The 18,978-nt window shown below is 69.0% G+C and carries 19 protein-coding genes; 6 read left to right on the top strand and 13 right to left on the bottom strand.

Translation table 11 applies throughout. From position 1 onward, the window contains the following. Nucleotides 1-2 precede the first annotated feature (2 nt). The 6 genes from ACZ5IQ_RS20980 to ACZ5IQ_RS21005 all read right to left on the bottom strand — a co-directional run bounded on the left by ACZ5IQ_RS20980 (nucleotide 3) and on the right by ACZ5IQ_RS21005 (nucleotide 6,579). The gene (locus ACZ5IQ_RS20980) at nucleotides 3-1,229 is read right to left on the bottom strand and encodes an alkane 1-monooxygenase (RefSeq protein ID WP_212806595.1); all 1,227 of its coding nucleotides are present in this window, start codon (nucleotides 1,227-1,229) and stop codon (nucleotides 3-5) included. Between the two features lie 144 nt (nucleotides 1,230-1,373). Further along, nucleotides 1,374-2,285 carry a cation diffusion facilitator family transporter gene (locus tag ACZ5IQ_RS20985; protein ID WP_212806596.1) on the bottom strand — a complete coding sequence of 304 codons (912 nt, stop codon included), beginning with the start codon at nucleotides 2,283-2,285 and terminating at the stop codon, nucleotides 1,374-1,376. 24 nt (nucleotides 2,286-2,309) lie between these two features. Next, nucleotides 2,310-3,536 carry a mannose-6-phosphate isomerase, class I gene (gene manA, locus ACZ5IQ_RS20990; RefSeq protein WP_464480205.1) on the bottom strand — a complete coding sequence of 409 codons (1,227 nt, stop codon included), beginning with the start codon at nucleotides 3,534-3,536 and terminating at the stop codon, nucleotides 2,310-2,312. Nucleotides 3,537-3,541: 5 nt separating this feature from the next. After that, complete coding sequence (locus tag ACZ5IQ_RS20995) at nucleotides 3,542-4,633, bottom strand: TobH protein (RefSeq protein WP_212806598.1); 1,092 nt, start codon at nucleotides 4,631-4,633, stop codon at nucleotides 3,542-3,544. Continuing rightward, nucleotides 4,630-6,030 carry a phosphomannomutase/phosphoglucomutase gene (locus ACZ5IQ_RS21000; RefSeq protein ID WP_464480206.1) on the bottom strand — a complete coding sequence of 467 codons (1,401 nt, stop codon included), beginning with the start codon at nucleotides 6,028-6,030 and terminating at the stop codon, nucleotides 4,630-4,632. Before ACZ5IQ_RS21000 ends, ACZ5IQ_RS20995 begins: the two co-directional genes overlap by 4 nt. A gap of 117 nt (nucleotides 6,031-6,147) precedes the next feature. Further along, nucleotides 6,148-6,579, bottom strand: a complete 432-nt coding sequence (locus ACZ5IQ_RS21005) for a DUF3499 domain-containing protein (RefSeq protein WP_061000741.1) — start codon at nucleotides 6,577-6,579, stop codon at nucleotides 6,148-6,150. Nucleotides 6,580-6,712: 133 nt separating this feature from the next. Here ACZ5IQ_RS21005 and ACZ5IQ_RS21010 point away from each other — a divergent pair, with 133 nt between their 5' ends. Continuing rightward, nucleotides 6,713-7,135: a metallopeptidase family protein gene (locus tag ACZ5IQ_RS21010; protein ID WP_029105556.1), complete on the top strand. Its 423-nt coding sequence runs from the start codon at nucleotides 6,713-6,715 to the stop codon at nucleotides 7,133-7,135. 23 nt (nucleotides 7,136-7,158) lie between these two features. Here the strand turns inward: ACZ5IQ_RS21010 and ACZ5IQ_RS21015 are convergent, their stop codons facing one another. Further along, entirely contained in the window at nucleotides 7,159-7,422 is a 264-nt protein-coding gene (locus tag ACZ5IQ_RS21015) for a WhiB family transcriptional regulator (RefSeq protein ID WP_205848855.1), read from the bottom strand. A gap of 536 nt (nucleotides 7,423-7,958) precedes the next feature. Here ACZ5IQ_RS21015 and cofD point away from each other — a divergent pair. From cofD to ACZ5IQ_RS21030, 3 genes are read left to right on the top strand one after another with little or no spacing between them, the layout of a single operon-like run. Beyond that, a complete protein-coding gene (gene cofD, locus ACZ5IQ_RS21020) occupies nucleotides 7,959-8,951 on the top strand; it encodes a 2-phospho-L-lactate transferase (protein WP_464480207.1) in 993 nt (330 codons plus the stop codon). After that, nucleotides 8,948-10,297, top strand: coding sequence for a coenzyme F420-0:L-glutamate ligase (locus tag ACZ5IQ_RS21025; RefSeq protein ID WP_464480208.1), 1,350 nt, complete (start codon nucleotides 8,948-8,950; stop codon nucleotides 10,295-10,297). Before cofD ends, ACZ5IQ_RS21025 begins: the two co-directional genes overlap by 4 nt. Continuing rightward, on the top strand, nucleotides 10,294-10,839 hold the full coding sequence (locus ACZ5IQ_RS21030; RefSeq protein ID WP_464480209.1) for an NUDIX hydrolase: 546 nt from the start codon (nucleotides 10,294-10,296) through the stop codon (nucleotides 10,837-10,839). Before ACZ5IQ_RS21025 ends, ACZ5IQ_RS21030 begins: the two co-directional genes overlap by 4 nt. Here the strand turns inward: ACZ5IQ_RS21030 and manB are convergent. Further along, the gene (gene manB / locus ACZ5IQ_RS21035; protein ID WP_346417046.1) at nucleotides 10,821-11,897 is read right to left on the bottom strand and encodes a mannose-1-phosphate guanylyltransferase; all 1,077 of its coding nucleotides are present in this window, start codon (nucleotides 11,895-11,897) and stop codon (nucleotides 10,821-10,823) included. The genes ACZ5IQ_RS21030 and manB overlap by 19 nt on opposite strands. Before the next feature lie 50 nt (nucleotides 11,898-11,947). Beyond that, nucleotides 11,948-12,865, bottom strand: a complete 918-nt coding sequence (locus ACZ5IQ_RS21040; protein WP_464480210.1) for a glycosyltransferase family 2 protein — start codon at nucleotides 12,863-12,865, stop codon at nucleotides 11,948-11,950. A gap of 135 nt (nucleotides 12,866-13,000) precedes the next feature. Here ACZ5IQ_RS21040 and ACZ5IQ_RS21045 point away from each other — a divergent pair, with 135 nt between their 5' ends. Then, complete coding sequence (locus ACZ5IQ_RS21045) at nucleotides 13,001-14,437, top strand: LCP family protein (protein WP_406804198.1); 1,437 nt, start codon at nucleotides 13,001-13,003, stop codon at nucleotides 14,435-14,437. Between the two features lie 2 nt (nucleotides 14,438-14,439). Next, nucleotides 14,440-15,156 (top strand): TIGR03089 family protein, encoded by a 717-nt coding sequence (locus ACZ5IQ_RS21050; protein ID WP_464480211.1) that lies wholly within the window; start codon nucleotides 14,440-14,442, stop codon nucleotides 15,154-15,156. A 9-nt stretch (nucleotides 15,157-15,165) separates the two neighbouring features. Here the strand turns inward: ACZ5IQ_RS21050 and ACZ5IQ_RS21055 are convergent, their stop codons facing one another. The 4 genes from ACZ5IQ_RS21055 to ACZ5IQ_RS21070 are packed head-to-tail and all read right to left on the bottom strand — an operon-like array spanning nucleotide 15,166 to nucleotide 18,944. Further along, nucleotides 15,166-16,326, bottom strand: a complete 1,161-nt coding sequence (locus ACZ5IQ_RS21055; RefSeq protein WP_464480212.1) for an acyl-CoA dehydrogenase — start codon at nucleotides 16,324-16,326, stop codon at nucleotides 15,166-15,168. Between the two features lie 56 nt (nucleotides 16,327-16,382). Then, on the bottom strand, nucleotides 16,383-17,207 hold the full coding sequence (locus tag ACZ5IQ_RS21060) for a class I SAM-dependent methyltransferase (protein WP_061000759.1): 825 nt from the start codon (nucleotides 17,205-17,207) through the stop codon (nucleotides 16,383-16,385). An 11-nt stretch (nucleotides 17,208-17,218) separates the two neighbouring features. Beyond that, nucleotides 17,219-17,734 (bottom strand): 5-(carboxyamino)imidazole ribonucleotide mutase, encoded by a 516-nt coding sequence (gene purE, locus ACZ5IQ_RS21065; RefSeq protein WP_064861128.1) that lies wholly within the window; start codon nucleotides 17,732-17,734, stop codon nucleotides 17,219-17,221. Then, complete coding sequence (locus ACZ5IQ_RS21070) at nucleotides 17,727-18,944, bottom strand: 5-(carboxyamino)imidazole ribonucleotide synthase (protein ID WP_256370084.1); 1,218 nt, start codon at nucleotides 18,942-18,944, stop codon at nucleotides 17,727-17,729. The genes purE and ACZ5IQ_RS21070 overlap by 8 nt, the downstream gene beginning before the upstream one ends. Nucleotides 18,945-18,978: the final 34 nt, after the last annotated feature.

Genomic DNA, 18,978 nt, shown 5'->3' on the forward strand with positions numbered 1-18,978 from the left:
GGTCAGGCCACCGCCCCGTACTTGGCCAGCACCTTGTCCCGCACCCGCGGGTGGACGTTGACCTTGGTGATGTCGCCGTCGTAGTGCTCGATGACCCGGTGGTCCATCATCCGGCGCCACAGCGGCGGGATGTACGTCAGGCCGATCAGGGTCGCGTAGCCGCTGGGCAGGTTCGGTGCGCCGTCGATGCTGCGCAGCGTCTGGTAGCGGCGCGTCGGGTTGGCGTGGTGGTCACTGTGCCGCTGCAGGTGGTACAGGAACAGGTTGGTGACGATGTGGTCGGAGTTCCAGCTGTGCACCGGGGCGCAGCGCTCGTAGCGGCCGCTCTCGGTCTTCTGCCGCAGCAGGCCGTAGTGCTCCAGGTAGTTGACCGACTCCAGCAGGCTGAATCCGTAGATGCCCTGGATCAGGACGAACGGGATGAGCGCCGGGCCGAACACCGCGATCAGGATGCCGAAGAACACCACCGACATGAGCCAGGCGTTGAGGACGTCGTTCTTGAGGTAGGTACGCGGGTCCCACGGGCTGCGGCCGAGGCGGCGGATGCGCTGGGCCTCGAGTTCGACCGACGACTTCAGCGCGCCCCACACGGTGCGCGGCAGGAACTCCCAGAAGTTCTCACCGAAGCGCGCCGAGGCGGGATCCTCCGGGGTGGCGACCCGGACGTGGTGACCGCGGTTGTGCTCGATGTAGAAGTGGCCGTAGAACGTCTGCGCCAGGGTGATCTTGGCCAGCCAGCGTTCCAGGTTCTCCTTCTTGTGCCCCATCTCGTGCGCGGTGTTGATGCCGACGCCACCGAGGACACCGACCGACAGCGCGACACCGAGCTTGGCCCACCAGGCCAGGCCGCCGTCGAAGCCGAGCCAGCTGAGGTCCTTGGCGGTGAACAGGTATGCGCCGAGGATGACGCTGGCGTACTGGAACGGGATGTAGACGTAGGTGCAGTAGCGGTAGTACTTGTCGTTCGCCAGCTGCTCCATCATCTCCTCGGGCGGGTTCTCCCCGTCGGGCCCGAACTTCAGGTCGAGGATCGGCAGCAGCACGTAGAGCAGGCCGGGGCCGATCCACAGCGGCACCTGCGCGAGCGTGTGCCAGCCGGCCTGGTTCAGTGCCCAGATCAGCGGGAGCATCACGAACAGCGCGGTGGGCGCGATCAGGCCCATGAGCCACAGATGACGCTTGCGATCGCGCCACTGCTCGGTGTTGACGTCGGATACCTCGACTGACACGGGTCCACCTCCATTGGTTGGGCCGACAACTTGTGCTCTTGACTATAGAGGCCATTTTGTCGCCGGTCTAGACAATGGAGGCATTTTTGTAAAACAGCTTGTGGCAGCCGTCACCGCAGCAGGTCGCTGCGGGTTTCGGCGACGTCAGCCGCGGTAGAGATCAGGCTCGATGTAGATGATGCGGGCGTTGGGCACCGCGGCCCGGATCGTCACCTCGGCGGCATCGATCGTGGCGGCAACCGTCGCCAGGTCGGTGTTCGGAGCCAGCGCGATCTTCACGCCGACGAGCATCTCCTCCGGCCCCAGGTACTGCGTCCGCAGATGGATGACGCGGTCGATGTGCGGCGTCTGCTCCAGCGCGTTGCGGATGGCGCTGGTCTCGTCGACCGTCGCGCCCTCGCCGATCAGCAGGCTCTTCATCTCCACCATCAGCACCACCGCGATGACGCCGAGCAGCACACCGATCGCCGCGGTGCCGACGCCGTCCCACACCGGGTCGCCCGTCAGCATCGACAGGCCGACGCCGAACAGGGCCAGCACCAGACCGACCAGGGCGCCGGAGTCCTCCAGCAGCACCACCGGCAGCTCCGGGTTACGCGAGGTGCGGATGAAGCGCCACCAGCTGCCGGCTCCCTTGAGCGGACGCGATTCCTTCACCGCGGTGTAGAAGCTGTAACCCTCCAGACCGATCGCCACGACGAGGATCGCGACGGCGACGACGGGCGACGACAGCGGCTCGGGATGGGTGATCTTGTGATAGCCCTCGTACAGCGCGAACATCGCGCCCAGGCTGAACAGGACCAGCGCCACCACGAACGAATAGAAGTAGCGGCTGCGGCCGTAGCCGAACGGATGCAGATGATCGGCGTCCTTGCGCGCCTGCCGCTGCCCCCACAGCAGCAGACCCTGGTTGGACGTGTCCGCCAGCGAGTGCACCGACTCCGCGAGCATCGACGAACTGCCCGTGATCAGGAAGCCGACGAACTTCGCCGCCGCGATCCCGGCATTGGCCAACAGCGCTGCGATGATCGCGCGCGCACTCCCCGAGGCCGACATGACCTGCCCTTTCGTAGGTTTGTTCTAGATCCCCACCGTCGCACGGAACACCGTCGACGGCACTTGCGCCACCAGCTGCACGGGGCCCTCCCCGGCGGCGACCCAGGCCGCGGCCCCCTTGTTCAGGGTCAGCTCACCGCCCGCGGACTGCACCCGCACGCGGCCCTGCGTGCCCAGCAGAATCTGTGGGCCGGCGTGCCCCCGCGGCAGCTCGACCGCAGAGCCCACCCGCTCGTCGCCGATCCGCAGGATCGACACCGCGAATTCCGGTGCGGGCGTGTCGAAAACCTGCTCGACACCGTCCTCGGCCGGCCGCGGATGGATCGGCCGGCCATCGGTCGGAGTGAAGTCGAGCACCCGGAGAAGTTCCGGTACATCCACGTGCTTGGGTGTCAGACCACCGCGCAACACGTTGTCGGAGTTGGCCATCACCTCGAAACCCATGCCGTGCAGGTAGGCGTGCAGGTTGCCGGCGGGCAGGTAGATGCCCTCGCCCTCGACCAGGCTGATGCGGTTGAGCAGCATGGCGGCCAGCACCCCGGCATCGCCCGGGTACCGCTCGCCGAGCTCGAGAACCGTCTTGGCCTCGGCCGCGAATTCCGTTGCCCCCGAACGGATGTAGTTGATCGCGCCGTCGAGGACGGCAGGCACCAGCACATCGAGGTCGGGCTGCGGCAAGGTGATCCAGGTGGTGAAGACGGCCCGCAGCCCCGCCGCGTCCGACTGGCCGGCCAGCAGATTGATGTACGGGTCGAGGTCGGACACCGCCAGCGCCCGCATCAACTCGACGGTGCGAGCCACAGGCCGGAACCCGGCGAGCGCCTCGAACGGGCCGAGGGCCACGATCAATTCCGGCTTGTGGCTGCGATCCCGGTAGTTGCGGTCGCGCGCGTTGAGCGCAATGCCTTGGCGCTCTTCACGATTGAAGCCCTCGGCAGCCTGCTCGGCACTGGGGTGCGCCTGCAGCGACAGCGGTTCGTCAGCGGCGAGCACCTTCGCCAGGAACGGCAGCGACTCACCGAACCGCGCCAGGACCTCGGGCCCCAACTCGCCGGCGGGGTCGGCCCCGATGACCTCGAGCAGCGACACCTCCCCGTCGGCCGTCTCCAGCCGTGCCGGGTCCCCCGGGTTCGCACCCAACCACAATTCAGCTTCGGGATGTGCTGTGGGACTGGGTCTTCCGGCGAAATCGGCCAAGGCGGTACGCGACCCCCAGGCGTAGTTCCTGACCGCGCCTCGTAGCAGATGCACTATGTCTAACCTCGAACCAGTTTCAGGTACACGGCCGTCATCTCCAGCCGCACCGCCAGCATCGCGATCTGTTGTTCCAGGCGACTACCCGGCACCTGCAGCCCCGCGTCGGGCACGTCATCGGCACTGAGCACGTCGACATCGCCACCGAGCGCGTCCATCCGGGCGATCACGCCGGGACGCTCCTCGTCGGCACACAGCACGACGGTGCGCACCCGGGCCGGCACCGGCCCGTCGATCTCGGGGTCGTGGAAAAGCGAGTCCTCGTAAGACATTTCGACGGTCTGACGGCCGAGCCCGCCGTGCAACGCCACCAGGGCGTCGGCGCCGCCCGTCGCGGTCACGAGCTGATGGGCCACCCGCAGCAGCACGGTCGCGGCATGACGGACCAGCGCCAGCATGGCCGCGCCCTCACCGGCCAGCACCACCTGCCGGCCGGACATCCGCTCGGCCAGGTTCTTGGCCGGGTTGGTGAACATCTCGCGGGCCGCGCTGTTGCGCAGCGCCTCGGCATCCAATTCGTCGGCCAGGGCATCGAGGTCGATGCGCAGCGCCGGGTCGACGACCATCATCGTCGCCAGGCCCGCGGCCAGGTAACGGGTGAGGCCGAAATCGTCGGGCACCGACAGGCGCGGCGGCAGCACCACGGCCCGGCCGGCCGCGGCATCGCGCAGCGGACCGTCGTTCGGCGCCACCACGATCACGCGCGCACCGCGACGCACGCCGGTCGCTACCGCCGTCACCAGCGCGGGGTCGGCCGCGTCGTCACCGGCCACCACCACGACGTCCAGTGCGCCGATCCACGGCGGCACGTCCGGCGTGACAACGAGCGGGATCGGCGACGTCGCGGCCAGTGCCGCGGCCAGTACGGTCCCGGCCGCACCGGACGCGCCCGATGCCCCACGCCCGCACACCCAGGTGACGGTCCGCGGACGTTGATCCGAGCGCAGCTCGTCGAGTTCGCCTTCAGTGAGCGCCGCGGCGACCGCGCGGGTCTGTGCGCCTGCCATCGACGCCGCGCGCAGCAGGCCGTCGCGGTCGGCCGCGATCAGACCGTCGACATCGTCGAGGTCGAGGGTCGCCGGGGCGGCACTCATGGCAGCGACCCACCAGTGCGCCCGCTGACCGCCTTTATCTGCGCCGCGATGTGCGCCACGATCTCGTCGACTTCCACCCGCGTGCGGGCTTCGACGTTGAGCCGCAACAGCGGTTCGGTGTTGGAGCTGCGCAGGTTGAACCAGCGCCCGTCGCCGAGGTCGACGGTCACGCCGTCGAGTTCGTCGGTCGCGGCGATGTCGCTGCCGTAGGACGTGAGGACAGCCTGCACACACGCCGGTGCGTCAGCGACGGTGAAGTTGATCTCGCCCGACGCCTCGTACCGCTGGTACTTGGCCATCAGTTCGGACAGCGGGCGGTCCTGTTCCCCGAGCGCCGCCAGCACGTGCAGCGCGGCGAGCATGCCGGAGTCGGCACCCCAGAAATCGCGGAAGTAGTAGTGCGCCGAGTGCTCGCCACCGAAGATCGCGTTGGTCTCGGCCATCAGCGCCTTGATGTACGAATGGCCGACGCGCGAGCGCACCGCCGTGCCGCCGCGCTCGGCGATCAGCTCGGGCACCGCCCGTGAGGTGATCAGGTTGTGGATGACGGTCGCGCCGGACTCGCGGGCCAGCTCGCGATCGGCGACCAGCGCCGTCACGGCCGACGGCGAGACGGGTTCGCCCTTCTCGTCGACGACGAAGCAGCGGTCGGCGTCACCGTCGAACGCGAGGCCGATGTCGGCGCCGTTCTCCACGACATGCTTCTGCAGGTCCACCAGGTTGGCCGGGTCCAGCGGATTGGCCTCGTGATTGGGGAACGTGCCGTCCAGCTCGAAGTACAACGGCAGCAAGGTGATCGAGGAGACGGCGCCCAGCACCGCCGGTGTGGTGTGCCCGCCCATGCCGTTTCCGGCGTCCACCGACACCCGCAACGGACGCAGCGCCGACACATCGACCAGCGAACGCAGGAAGGTGCCGTACTCGGCGAGGACGTCGCGCTCCTCGACCTTGCCCGCGGCGCCGTCGTAACCGGGCACACCGTCGGTGACCTCACCAGCGACGGTGGCCAAACCTGTTTCGCTGCCGACGGGCTTGGCGCCCGCCCGGCACAACTTGATGCCGTTGTAGGCAGCCGGGTTGTGGCTGGCCGTGAACATGGCGCCCGGGCAGTCGAGCAGACCCGAGGCGAAGTAGAGCTGGTCGGTCGACGCCAGCCCGATCCGGACCACGTCCAGACCCTGTGCCGTGACCCCGTCGGCGAACGCCGCCGCCAATGACGGTGAGCTGGGCCGCATGTCGTAACCGACCGCCACCCGGGTGGCGCCCTCGGCGCGCATCAACCGGGCAAACGCACCACCGACGTCGGCGACGAACGACTCGTCGATCTCCTCGCCGACCAGCCCACGCACGTCATATGCCTTGATGACGCGCTGTACAGAGGCAGCAGGCCGAGACATAGCCCTCCCGATCTCATCGTTCGCAGACCACTGCATACCGAGGGTCTGTGACAGTCAGCCTATCGGCTGACCCATCTGCCCGCGGACGGTCGGTGGGGTTCGGTAGGACTTGCGTCGCTAACTCTCAGGCGGATCCGGCAACACCCGGAGATGACCGCGGCGGCGCCCGTTGTGTTGCGTACGCGGTGCGGGCGGCGCCATGACGGTGCCACCGGGCGTGCCGGCGTGGCTGCCGGGCAGCGGATCGGTGAAACCTGTTGGGATGCCACCGCGAGACGGCGCGTCGCGCCCCTCGCGCACCGCGTCGGCGAGCGCGACGAGGTCGTCATCCTCGGAGGGCGTGGGCAGCGGGCCGGCGTGGCGGACCAGCTCCCATCCGCGGGGCGCGGTGATGCGGCTGGCGTGCGACACACACAGGTCCCACGAATGCGGCTCCGACGCGGTGGCCAACGGACCTACGACTGCCGTGGAATCCGAATAGACAAACGTCAGCGTCGCCACGGCGTAGTGCGGGCAACCTGGCCGGCAGCAGCGACGGGGAACATTCACTCGGCGAGATTATCGCGCCGCCGACGCGCCCACCGCCGGACACGCGCGTCGCGGCCGCGTCGATCTCCAACCGTTACTATCGGCCAGCTAGCATCTGACGGTGCCCCACTCACGTGTACGCCGCCGTCGCGGCATGCGCGGCCCGCTCCTCCCCCCGACCGTTCCCGGATGGCGCAGTCGCGCCGAGCGATTCGACATGGCGGTGCTCGAGGCCTACGAACCCATCGAGCGCCGCTGGAGCAATCGGGTGTCCGGACTCGACGTCGCGGTCGACGAGATTCCGCGGATCTCCCCCAAGGACCCCGATGCCATCCAGTGGCCGCCCGAGGTGATCGCCGACGGGCCGGTGGCGCTGGCGCGGCTCATCCCGGCCGGGGTGGATGTTCGGGGTAATTCGACACGGGCGCGAATCGTCTTGTTCCGCAAGCCCATTGAACGGCGGGCGAAGGACTCCGTTGACCTCGCCGACCTGTTGCACGAAATTCTCGTGGCGCAGGTAGCCACGTATCTCGGCGTTGAACCGTCGGTGATCGACCCGACCATCCTCGACGACTAGCCGGTCGATCTACCCGCGGTGTGTCAGATGACGCCGCGCTTGATCCGCCGGCGCTCACGCTCCGACAGACCACCCCAGATGCCGAAGCGCTCATCATGCGCCAGGGCGTACTCGAGGCACGCGTCGCGCACCTCGCAGCCCTGGCAGATGCGCTTGGCTTCGCGGGTCGAGCCACCCTTCTCGGGGAAGAACGCCTCGGGGTCGGTTTGCGCGCACAGGGCGCGCTCCTGCCACTGGTCTTCCGTGAGCTCGGGTTCGGTGTCGATGTGATCAGGCACCAGACTCAGCTGCGGCCGTCCGGCGACGACGTGCTGAACGGGTCCGGTGTTCGTGTGCGGTGCGGTCCCAACAGAGCCGAGCATCCGCCCGTCGAACTGCACCACGTGATCGAAATCTGCGTGTTCGTAAGACATTTGCCGCCTCCTCCCCTGCTTTACGTAGTTCTCAAAACGGAGTCCAACTACTTACCCTGCGTGCCGTGAGTGGCGATCAAAATTCGAACAAACGGTCGAATCTCGGTCTGCTGCACCGGAACCGGTAAACAAACCGGGAATGACACTGTTGTGATTACACACGGGTTAGCTGCCACGGTCAAGCGGATGAAGCGCATTTCCTACCATCTTGTGACCTGTTTACGGCGCGTCGTTACCGCGGCGTGTCGCGATAGTGACCAATAACACGCTGGCGCACAACGTAGTTGAGAATGCCGATAACTGATGCGGCTGTTACTCAAGTGAATAATGAGGTTTTAAGTTTGCTGCGCGCCGAATTGCCTTCCGGGCGCGTCATTCCACCCGCGCGCCATCGCCTAGGGTGAGTCGACGTGAAGGTGACGGTTCTGGTCGGTGGCGTCGGTGGCGCTCGGTTTCTGCTCGGTGTCCAGAAACTGCTGGGGTTGGGTCAATTCGCCGAACCCGGTGCGGAGCCCTCCCCGCACGAGCTCACCGCGGTCGTCAATGTCGGCGACGACGCCTGGATGTTCGGCGTCCGCATCTGCCCCGACCTCGACACCTGCATGTACACCCTCGGCGGGGGCATCGATCCCGAACGCGGCTGGGGCCACCGGGGCGAAACCTGGCACGCCAAGGAAGAGCTCGCCGCCTACGGCGTGCAGCCGGACTGGTTCGGCCTCGGCGACCGCGACCTGGCCACCCACCTGGTGCGCAGCCAGATGCTGCGGGCCGGCTATCCGCTGTCCCAGGTCACCGAGGCGTTGTGCGACCGCTGGCAGCCCGGCGCCCGGCTGCTGCCCGCCAGCGACGAACGCAGTGAAACCCACGTCGTGGTAACCGATCCCGAATCGGGCAATCAGCGGGCCATCCACTTCCAGGAATGGTGGGTGCGCTACCGCGCCCAGATCCCCACCCACAGCTTCGCGTTCATCGGCACCGAGAAGGCAAAGGCCGCACCGGGTGTCGCCGACGCCATCGCCGGCGCCGACGTCGTGCTGTTGGCCCCGTCCAATCCCGTCGTCAGCATCGGCGCGATCCTGGCGGTACCCGGCCTGCGCAGCGCGCTGCGGTCGACCCCGGCACCGGTGATCGGCTATTCCCCGATCGTCGCCGGAAAGCCGTTGCGCGGGATGGCCGATGACTGCCTCAAGGTGATCGGCGTCGACAGCACCTCGGAGGCCGTGGGTGCGCACTACGGCGCCCGCAGCGCGACCGGCATCCTCGACGGCTGGCTGATCGACGCGGGCGACCACGCCGAGATCGAAGGTGTCAACGTCAAGGCCGTGCCGCTGCTCATGACCGATCCGGCGGCCACGGCCGAGATGGTCCGGGCCGGACTCGAACTGGCCGGACTTCAGCTGTGACCGAGCATGGCGCCGCGGCCGCCATCGAAATCCTCCCGGTGCCCGGGCTTCCCGAGTTCCGCCCCGGCGACGACGTGGCCGCCGCCATCGCCGCCGCCGCCCCCTGGCTGCGCGACGACGACGTGCTGGTGGTCACCAGCAAGGTGCTCTCCAAATCCGAGGGCCGCATCGTCGCCGCGCCGACCGATCCCGACGAGCGGGACGCCCTGCGGCGCAGGCTGATCGACGAGGAGGCCGTGCGGGTGCTGGCCCGCAAAGGCCGCACCCTGATCACCGAGAACGCCAACGGGCTGGTCCAGGCCGCGGCCGGCGTCGACGGATCCAACGTCAGCACAACCGAATTGGCCCTGCTGCCCGTCGACCCCGACGGCAGCGCGGCGCGGCTGCGCGCCGGCCTGGCCGAGCGGCTCGGCGTGACCGTCGCGGTCGTCATCACCGACACCATGGGCCGGGCCTGGCGCAACGGCCAGATCGACGCCGCCATCGGCGCGGCCGGACTGGCCGTGCTGCACGGTTATTCCGGCGTCCAGGACACGCACGGCAACGAGCTGTTGGTGACGGAGGTCGCCATCGCCGACGAGATCGCGGCCGCCGCCGACCTCGTCAAGGGCAAGCTGACCGGCATCCCCGTCGCCGTGGTCCGGGGCCTGTCACCGCGCGACGACGGCTCGAACGGCCGGACCCTGGTGCGCGCCGGTGAGGAAGATCTGTTCTGGCTGGGCACCGAGGAAGCACTGGCCCTGGGCCGCAGGCAGGCTCAGTTGATGCGCCGTTCGGTGCGCACGTTCAGTCCCGAGCCCGTGGCGCCGGAGCTCATCGAGGAGTCCGTCGCCGAGGCGCTCACCGCGCCCGCGCCGCACCACACCCGCCCGGTGCGGTTCGTCTGGGTACAGGACCACGACACGCGAATCCGGTTGCTGGACCGCATGAAAGAGAAGTGGCGCACCGACCTGACCGGTGACGGGCGCCCGGCCGACTCCGTCGACCGGCGCGTGGGCCGCGGCCAGATTCTCTACGACGCACCGGAACTCGTCATCCCGTTCCTGGTTCCCGATGGCGCACACAGCTATCCGGACGCGGCCCGGACCGAGGCCGAGCACACCATGTTCACCGTCGCGGTGGGCGCGGCCGTACAGGGGCTCCTGGTGGCCCTGGCGGCCCGGGACGTCGGCAGCTGCTGGATCGGCTCGACGATCTTCGCCGGCGACATCGTGCGTGCCGAGCTCGAGCTGCCGGCCGACTGGGAACCGTTGGGCGCCATCGCGATCGGCCACTTCCCGGAGAGCGACGAGCCACGCCGGCCGCGGCCGCCCGTGCCGACGGACGAACTGCTGATCCGCCGATGAGCGAGTCGTTGCACGCCTCGGTCGTCGCCGCGTTGCGCGACTGGGCGGCCCCCGACGCCGATCAGGACACCCTGCGGCACGCCGTCGCGGCCTTCGTCGAGACCCGGCCCGACGCCTGTCGGCGCGCCTGCGTACCCGGGCACATCACCGCGTCCGCGCTGGTGCTCGACCACACCCGCACCAGGGCCCTGCTCACGCTGCACCCGCGGTTGGGCCGCTGGGTTCAGCTCGGCGGTCACTGCGAGGACGTCGACACCGACATCCGCGCGGCGGCACTGCGCGAGGCCACCGAGGAATCCGGCATCACCGGGCTGGAGATCGCCGAGATGCCCGCGGCGCTGCACGTACATGCGCTGACGTGCTCATTGGGCGTGCCGACGCGGCATCTCGACGTGCAGTACCTGGCCGTCGCGCCGGCGGACGCCGAAATTCACTGCAGCGACGAATCGCTGGATCTGCAGTGGTGGCCCCTGGACGCGCTACCGGGCCCGGACCCGGGACTGGAGCGGCTCGCGCGGGCCGCTCAGACGTCCGTCGAGTAACGAATACCGCCGTCCGGGATGGTGACACCGGGCCACACCCGCGCGCCGCGCAGCAGCTCGCACCGGGCCCCGATGTTGGCGCCGTCACCGATCACGCCGTCACGGATCAGGGCCCGCGGGCCGATCCGGGCGCCGAACCCGACGATGGACCGCTCGATCACCGACCCCGCCTCGATCTTGACGCCGTCGAAGATCACCGCACCGTCCAGCCGGGCGCCGGCACCGATCTCGGCGCCGCGGCCCACCACGGTCCCGCCGATCAACAGCGCACCGGGCGCCACCGCGGCACCCTCGTGCACCAGGCTCTCGCCGCGATGCCCGTCGAGTACCGGCGACGGTGCGATACCGCGCACCAGATCCGCTGAGCCACGGACGAAATCGTCGGGCGTGCCCATGTCCCGCCAGTAGCTGGCATCGACATGACCGCACACCTTGAAACCATCGGACAGCAGCTTCGGGAACACCTCGCGTTCGACCGATACCTCACGGCCCGTGGGGATCTCGTCGATCACCGCGCGCTGGAACAGGTAGCAACCGGCGTTGATCTGGTCGGTCGGCGGATCCTGCGTCTTCTCCAGGAAGGCCGTCACCACACCGTCGGAATCGGTTGGCACACAACCGAACGCGCGGGGGTCGCTCACCCGCACGAGGTGCAGCGTGACATCGGCCTGCCGCTCGCGGTGGCTGGCGACCATGGCGCCGAGATCCAGCCCGGACAGCACGTCACCGTTGAACACCATGGCGGTCGGGTGGCGCAGCTTGGGCGCGACGTTGGCGATACCGCCACCGGTGCCCCGGGCCTCCTCTTCGACCACGTACTCGATCTCCAGACCCAGCTTGGAGCCGTCGCCGAATTCCGCCTCGAAGACCTCGGCCTTGTACGAGGTGCCCAGCACCACATGGCGGATACCCGCCGCGGCGATCCGGGCGAGCAGGTGGGACAGGAACGGCACGCCGGCCGTCGGCAGCATCGGTTTGGGCGCCGAGAGGGTCAGCGGGCGCAGCCGGGTGCCCTGCCCACCCACCAGGATGACCGCGTCGACGTCAACCGGATTCACCGCGTCACTCAACTCGCGTCCTTTCAAGCCTCGAGGTCATCGCCGGTAGCCTAGTTCGCCCGGCGGCGCTTACGCCTGGAATTGCCCACCACCGCGCGTTCGCGCGCGCCCAGCGCCGACTTGATGGTCCACCGCAGCGGCGCCTGCCACCAGTGCGGATGCCGGTCGGCGAGGAAGGTATAGGTACTGCGGTGGTGCGCGGCCAAATTGCGGGCCGGGTCCCGTCCGGTGGAATGTCCCTTGTCGTGCAGGATTTCGGCGGCCGGGACGTACACGTTCTGCCAGCCGCCGCGCGCCAGGCGGTCCCCCAGGTCGACGTCCTCCATGTACATGAAGTAGTTCTCATCGAATCCGCCGATCTGCCGGAACGCCTTGGTGCGCAACAACAGACACGAACCCGACAACCAGCCGACGGCGCGTTCGCTGGGCTCCAACCGGTCCTGGCGGTAGGCCGCCGTCCACGGATTGGATTTCCAGAACGGGCCCACCACGGCGTGCATGCCGCCGCGGATCAGGCTCGGCTGATGCCGCGCCGACGGATAGACCGAGCCGTCGGGATCGCGGATCAGCGGACCGACCGCGCCGGCTGCCGGCCACCGCGCCGCCCCGGCGAACAACTCGTCGATGCTGTTGGGCCCCCACTGCACGTCCGGGTTGACCACGACGAAGAACTCCTGGTCCACCACACTGTCGGGCGTGTCGAGGTAGGCCGACACGGCACGGTTCACCGCGGTGCCGTAGCCGAGGTTGCCACCGGTGCGGAACAACTCGACGTCGGCGTAGCGCTCCAGCGCCGCCTCGGGCGCGCCGTCGGTCGATCCGTTGTCGGCCATCACCACCAGCAGGCGGCGTTCCGTCGCGTGGGCCAGCGTCTTCAGGAAACGGTCCAGATGCGCGCCGGGTGAATACGTCACCGTCACCACGAGCAGCGGGCGGTCCGATTTCGGTCCGGGTGGCTGCTCGATCACGGCCTAGAGGTTAGCGGGCCGACGGCCGTACCCGCACCGGGGTGTGACCCGCCGAACCCCGGGCTACCGGCCACGGCAAGCCCTCACCAGTAGCCTGTCCTGGTGCCAGGTCGACTGTTCCGCATCCTCGCCGTCATGACGACGGTGCTCGTGATGGTGGGCACCGGCGTGGCCTGGAGCAGCCTGCGTTCGCTGGAATCGGGCATCAACCGCATCAGCACCGCGGCCCTCGGCGGCGGGGGCGACGACGGTGCCGTCGACATCCTCCTGGTGGGTATGGACAGCCGTACCGACGCACACGGAAACCCCTTGTCAGAGGAAGAACTCGCGACGCTGCGGGCCGGTGACGACGTGTCCACCAACACCGACACCATCATCCTCGTGCGTATCCCCAACAACGGGCGCTCGGCCACCGCCATCTCGATCCCGCGCGACTCCTATGTGCAGGCGCCGGGTCTGGGCAAGACCAAGATCAACGGTGTCTTCGGTCAGGTGAAGCTCGAGAAGATGAAGGAACTCGTCGAGGAGCAGGGCGAGGACGCCGCGACCGCCGAGCCGAAAGCCGTCGAGGCCGGCCGGGAAGCGCTCATCAAAACCGTGGCAAAGCTCACAGGCGTGACCGTCGATCACTACGCCGAAGTCGGGTTGCTGGGCTTCGCGTTGATCACCGACGCCCTCGGCGGCGTCAACGTGTGTCTGAAGAACCCCGTCGACGAACCGTTGTCGGGCGCCAACTTCCCGGCCGGCTGGCAGAAGCTCAACGGCCCGCAGGCCCTGAGCTTCGTGCGGCAGCGCCACGATCTGCCCCGCGGCGACCTGGACCGGGTGACCCGCCAGCAGGTGTTCATGGCGTCGCTGGCGCACGACATCATCTCCGGGCAGACGCTGTCCAGCCCCAGCACGCTGAGCCGGCTCCGCAGCGCCGTGCAGCGGTCGGTCGTGCTGTCCGATGGTTGGGACATCATGGATTTCGTCCAGCAGATGCAGAAGCTGGCCGGCGGCAACGTCGCGTTCGCCACCATCCCGGTGCTCGCCGAGGACGGCTGGAGCGACGACGGCACCCAGAGCGTCGTGCGCGTCGACCCGGCGCAGGTGCAGCAGTGGGTCGCCGGTCTGCTGCAGGACCAGGCCGAGGGCAAGACCGAAAAGCTCGCGTACACCCCCGGAAACACCACCGTCGACGTCGTCAACGACAGCGACATCAACGGGCTGGCCGCGGCGGTGTCGGAGGTGCTCACCGAAAAGGGCTTCGTCGCAGGCAAGATCGGCAACAACGAGGCCGACCATGTGCCGTCGAGCCAGATCCAGGCCGCGAAGTCCGACGATCTCGGCGCGCACGCCATCGCCGAGCAGCTGGGCAATCTGCCGGTGGTCGAGAACGCCTCGGTGCCCAGCGGCGCGGTCCGGGTGGTGCTCGCGCACGACTACGCGGGCCCCGGCTCCGGTTTGGACGGCGGCAGCCACACCGTGACGCAATCCGCTTCCGACACCGGCGATTCCGGCTCCAGCACGCCGGTCCCGCCGTCGCCGATCATCACCGCGGGCGCAGCCGACCCCAAGTGCGTGGACTGACGATGACCAACCTGGCCGGCGCGGTCCTCGACCCGCTGCTGCGCGACGACCCGGCCGGGCCGCGCATCACCTACTACGACGACGCCACCGGCGAGCGCATCGAGCTGTCGGCGGTGACGCTGGGCAACTGGGCCGCCAAGACCGCCAACCTGCTGCGGGACGAGCTCGGCGCCGGTCCGGGCAGCCGGGTCGCGGTGCTGCTGCCCGCGCACTGGCAGACGGCGGGCGTGTTGTTCGGTATCTGGTACATCGGCGCGGAAGTAGTTGTCGGAGAACCACTTCCGACACAGTGCGACATCGCCCTGTGCACGGCCGACCGCATCGACGCGGCCGACGAGACCGGCGCCGGCGAGGTCGTCGTGCTGTCGCTCGATCCGTTCGGCAAGCCCGTGCCCGACCTCCCGATCGGTGTCACCGACTACGCCACGTCCGTGCGGGTGCACGGCGACCAGATCGTGCCCGAACGCACCCCGGGGCCGGCACTCGCCGGCCGCTCCGTCGACGACGTCCTCGCCGCGGCCCGAAACGGTGCGGCGGCAAAGGGATTCACCGCCGGCACCCGGCTGCTGTCGACGGCACCGTGGGACACCCCCGACGAACTGGTCGCCAATCTGCTGGCGGTGTTCGCCGGCGGCGCCTCCCTGGTGCAGGTGGCCAACCCCGACGCGGGCGCGCTGGAGCGGCGCCGCGCGACGGAGAAGGTCACCGCCGACCTCTAGCGGCCGGCGTCAGCGCAGCAGGGCGCGGGACATCACGACCCGCTGAATCTGGTTGGTGCCCTCGTAGATCTGGGTGATCTTGGCGTCGCGCATCATGCGCTCCACCGGGAAGTCGACGGTGTAACCGGCGCCGCCGAACAACTGCACGGCGTTGGTGGTCACCTCCATGGCCACGTCCGAGGCGAAACACTTCGACGCCGCGGAGATGAAGCCCAGGTTGCCTTCGCCGCGCTCGGCGCGCGCCGCCGCGTTGTAGACCATGAGGCGGGCGGCCTCGGTCTTCATCGCCATGTCGGCGAGCATGAACTCGACGCCCTGGAACTGGCTGATCGACTTGCCGAACTGCTTGCGGTCCTTGGTGTACGCGATCGCGGCGTCCAGCGCGCCCTGCGCCACCCCGACGGCCTGCGCGCCGATGGTGGGACGGGTGTGGTCGAGCGTCGCCAGCGCGGTCTTGAAACCGGTGCCCGGCTCGCCGATGATGCGGTCACCCGGAATACGGCAGTTCTCGAAGTACAGCTCAACGGTCGGCGAACCCTTGATGCCGAGCTTGCGCTCCTTCGGGCCGATGCTGAAGCCCTCGTCGTCGATGTGCACCATGAACGCCGAGATGCCGTTGGCACCCTTGTCGGGGTCGGTCACCGCCATCACGGTGTACCACGTCGACTTGCCGCCGTTGGTGATCCAGGCCTTGGCGCCGTTGAGGATCCAGTCGTCGCCGTCGGCCTTGGCGCGCGTGCGCATGGCGGCGGCGTCACTGCCGGCCTCGCGCTCGGACAGCGCGTACGACGCGAGCTTGCCGTCGACCAGGTCCGGCAGCACCTTGCGCTTGAGCTCGTCGGAGCCGCTCAGGATCAGGCCCATGGTGCCGAGCTTGTTGACCGCGGGGATCAGCGACGCCGACACGTCGACCCGGGCCACCTCCTCGATGACGATGCAGGCGGCCACCGAGTCCGCGCCTTGGCCGCCGAACGCCTCGGGCACGTGCACGGCGTTGAAACCGGACGCGGTCAGCGCGTCACTGGCCTCCTGCGGGAACCGGGCCTGCTCGTCGACCTCGGCGGCAAACGGCGCGATCTCCTTCTCGGCCAGGGCCCGGATGGCGGCACGCAGCTCCTGATGCTCTTCCGGCAGCTGAAACAGATCGAATGACGGGTTACCGATAGACATTGATGGCTCCTTGCCTGCCCATGTGGCGAGATGCGGGGTGCTACTCGCCGGTAACTTTACCGCCCCTGACCCGACACCTTCTGCAGCCCACGGACCAACTCGCGGTAAGTGCGGTGATAGACGGTGCGCAACGTCTCGCTGCGGCGCAGCACGTCGACGGCCGTCACGGGGCCGAGCAGCAGCACGGGATGCCCGGCGAAAACCGAGGTGGTGTGCTGGATCCGGGCCGAGCGGTGCGCCGCCGACTCGAGTTCGGCCTGGTAGTAATCGCAGAACTCCGGCTGGGTGAAGAACACCTTGTTGAAGCCGATCGCGAATGGGGCCAGGCCGGCGCCGTCATCGAGGTATTTGAGCGTGCCCACCGCGACGCCGGGCCAGAACTCGTTGAAGACGTCGTCGGCGATGACGATGCCGCCATCGGCCAGGGTGGCCTCGGCCAGCTGCATGTCGCTGTAGACGATCTCCTCGGTGTGGCCGCCGTCGACGCTGAAGAACCGGACGGGCCCACCGGCCTCCTCCAGCAGCACCTCGGGGGTCAGCTTCGTGGAGTCACCCTGGTGGATCACCACGCTGTCCATGGACGACCAGACGTCGACGTTGCTGGTGAACTTCGCCAGATCACCGGCGCCGGAACCATCGATGTTGAGGTCCTGGTCGCCGAAAATGTCGATGGCAACGGACTTTTCGTCGTCCCGCTGCAGCAGGTTCAGGCCGATGAACAGCTTGCCGTGGTGCACACCGATCTCGGCGACCGCACCGCCGACGGACCTGGCCCGCTGGGCCTCGTCCAGCGCACCGGCGACCAGGAGCACCTCCGGCTCCATGAATCCCGTGACGAGTTTGTGGCCGACGCTGCGGTACCGCGCGAATGAGGATTTCATCGATCGTGAGCTTACTTGCCCAGCAACCGATTCCGCAGCGCCTCATCCTTGTCGAGCACCATCTGCTCCAGGTCCTCCTGGAAACGCTGCATCCGCGCCCGCAAAGCGGCATCGGCCGACCCCAGGATGCGTACCGCCAGCAGGCCCGCGTTGCGCGCCCCACCGATCGACACCGTGGCCACCGGCACGCCCGCGGGCATCTGCACGATCGACAGCAACGAGTCCATGCCGTCGAGGCGGGCCAGCGGCACGGGCACCCCGATCACCGGCAGCGGAGTGGCCGACGCGACCATGCCGGGCAGGTGCGCGGCGCCACCGGCGCCGGCGATGATCACCTCGACGCCGCGGTCCGCGGCGGTCTTGGCGTAGTCGAGCATGCGCTGCGGTGTGCGGTGCGCCGACACCACGCCGACCTCGAACGGCACCTCGAACTCGGCGAGCGCGGTGGCCGCGTCCTCCATCACCGACCAGTCGCTGTCACTGCCCATGATCAGGCCGACCCGGGGGCCTCCCGCGCGTTCACTCATGTCCACTCCATCCGTCGGTCCACTCAGCGTGCGACAGCCAATGCGCGGCCCGGACGGCGCGCTCGCGCACGTCGGCCACGTAGTCCTCGTCGTCGAGCGAGCCGCCCGGCGCGCCGACGATGTTGACGTGGCCGATCTTCCGGCCCGGCCGCTCCCCCTTGCCGTACAGGTGCACCCGGGCCTCGGGCAGCCGGCCGAACAGGTGGTGCAGGCGCTCGTCCATGGTCATCTCGGGTTGCGTCGGCGCGCCCAGCACGTTCGCCATCACCGTCACGGGCGCCAGCGGTGCCGTCGACCCCAGCGGGTAGTCCAGGACCGCGCGCAGATGCTGCTCGAACTGGCTCGTCGTCGCGCCGTCCATGCTCCAGTGCCCGGAGTTGTGCGGCCGCATGGCCAGCTCGTTGACCACCAGGTCACCGTCGACCGTCTCGAAGAGCTCGACCGCCAGCACGCCGACCACACCGAGCTCATCGGCGATCCGCAGCGCGAGCTGTTCGGCCGCCGTCGCCACCGCGGCGTGCAGCTGCGGCGCCGGCGCGATCACCTCGACGCAGATGCCGTCCTCCTGCACGGTGTGCACGACGGGCCACGCCGCGCCCTGCCCGAACGGCGAGCGCGCGACGAGCGCGGCCAGCTCGCGGCGCATGGCGACCTTCTCCTCCACCAGCACCGCCACGCCGGCGGCCAGGTAGCCCTCGGCGGCAGCACGGGCCTGTGCCACGTCGTCGGTCAGGGTGACGCCCTTGCCGTCGTAACCGCCCCGGCTCGCCTTCACGACCAGCGCACCACCGGTTTCAGCGGCGAGCTCGTCGATGGCATCGAGATCAGCGGTCGACGCCACCTCGCGGTAGCGCGGCACCGGAGCGCCGAGTTCGGCCAGCCGGCGGCGCATCACCAGCTTGTCCTGGGCGTGCACCAGCGCCGACGGCGGCGGGGCCACGTTGACGCCGTCCGCGACCAGGGTCTGCAGCAGCTCGGTCGGCACGTGCTCGTGATCGAACGTCAGGGCCGACGCACCGGCGGCCACCTGGCGCAGCGCCTCGAGGTCGGTGTGCGAGCCCAGCACCACCGCGGGGCTCACCTGGGCGGCCGGCTCGTCGGCGGAAACCGCCAGGACCCGCAGGGTCTGACCGAGCGCGATGGCGGCCTGGTGGGTCATGCGGGCCAACTGGCCGCCACCGATCATTGCCACGACGGGGGGTTGCGTCACGGCGCCTAGTTTGTCACGCACCGCGGGTGTCCCC

The organism is Mycobacterium toneyamaense (genome assembly GCF_055384815.1).

Bases quoted from the DNA above. Each gene is read 5' to 3' on its own strand.
- ACZ5IQ_RS20985 (WP_212806596.1), bottom strand. From the start codon at position 2,285: ATGTCGGCCTCGGGGAGTGCGCGCGCGATCATCGCAGCGCTGTTGGCC.
- ACZ5IQ_RS20995 (WP_212806598.1), bottom strand. From the start codon at position 4,633: ATGAGTGCCGCCCCGGCGACCCTCGACCTCGACGATGTCGACGGTCTG.
- ACZ5IQ_RS21000 (WP_464480206.1), bottom strand. From the start codon at position 6,030: ATGTCTCGGCCTGCTGCCTCTGTACAGCGCGTCATCAAGGCATATGAC.
- ACZ5IQ_RS21010 (WP_029105556.1), top strand. From the start codon at position 6,713: ATGCGCGGCCCGCTCCTCCCCCCGACCGTTCCCGGATGGCGCAGTCGC.
- ACZ5IQ_RS21030 (WP_464480209.1), top strand. From the start codon at position 10,294: ATGAGCGAGTCGTTGCACGCCTCGGTCGTCGCCGCGTTGCGCGACTGG.
- ACZ5IQ_RS21045 (WP_406804198.1), top strand. From the start codon at position 13,001: ATGACGACGGTGCTCGTGATGGTGGGCACCGGCGTGGCCTGGAGCAGC.
- ACZ5IQ_RS21050 (WP_464480211.1), top strand. From the start codon at position 14,440: ATGACCAACCTGGCCGGCGCGGTCCTCGACCCGCTGCTGCGCGACGAC.
- ACZ5IQ_RS21055 (WP_464480212.1), bottom strand. From the start codon at position 16,326: ATGTCTATCGGTAACCCGTCATTCGATCTGTTTCAGCTGCCGGAAGAG.
- ACZ5IQ_RS21060 (WP_061000759.1), bottom strand. From the start codon at position 17,207: ATGAAATCCTCATTCGCGCGGTACCGCAGCGTCGGCCACAAACTCGTC.
- purE (WP_064861128.1), bottom strand. From the start codon at position 17,734: ATGAGTGAACGCGCGGGAGGCCCCCGGGTCGGCCTGATCATGGGCAGT.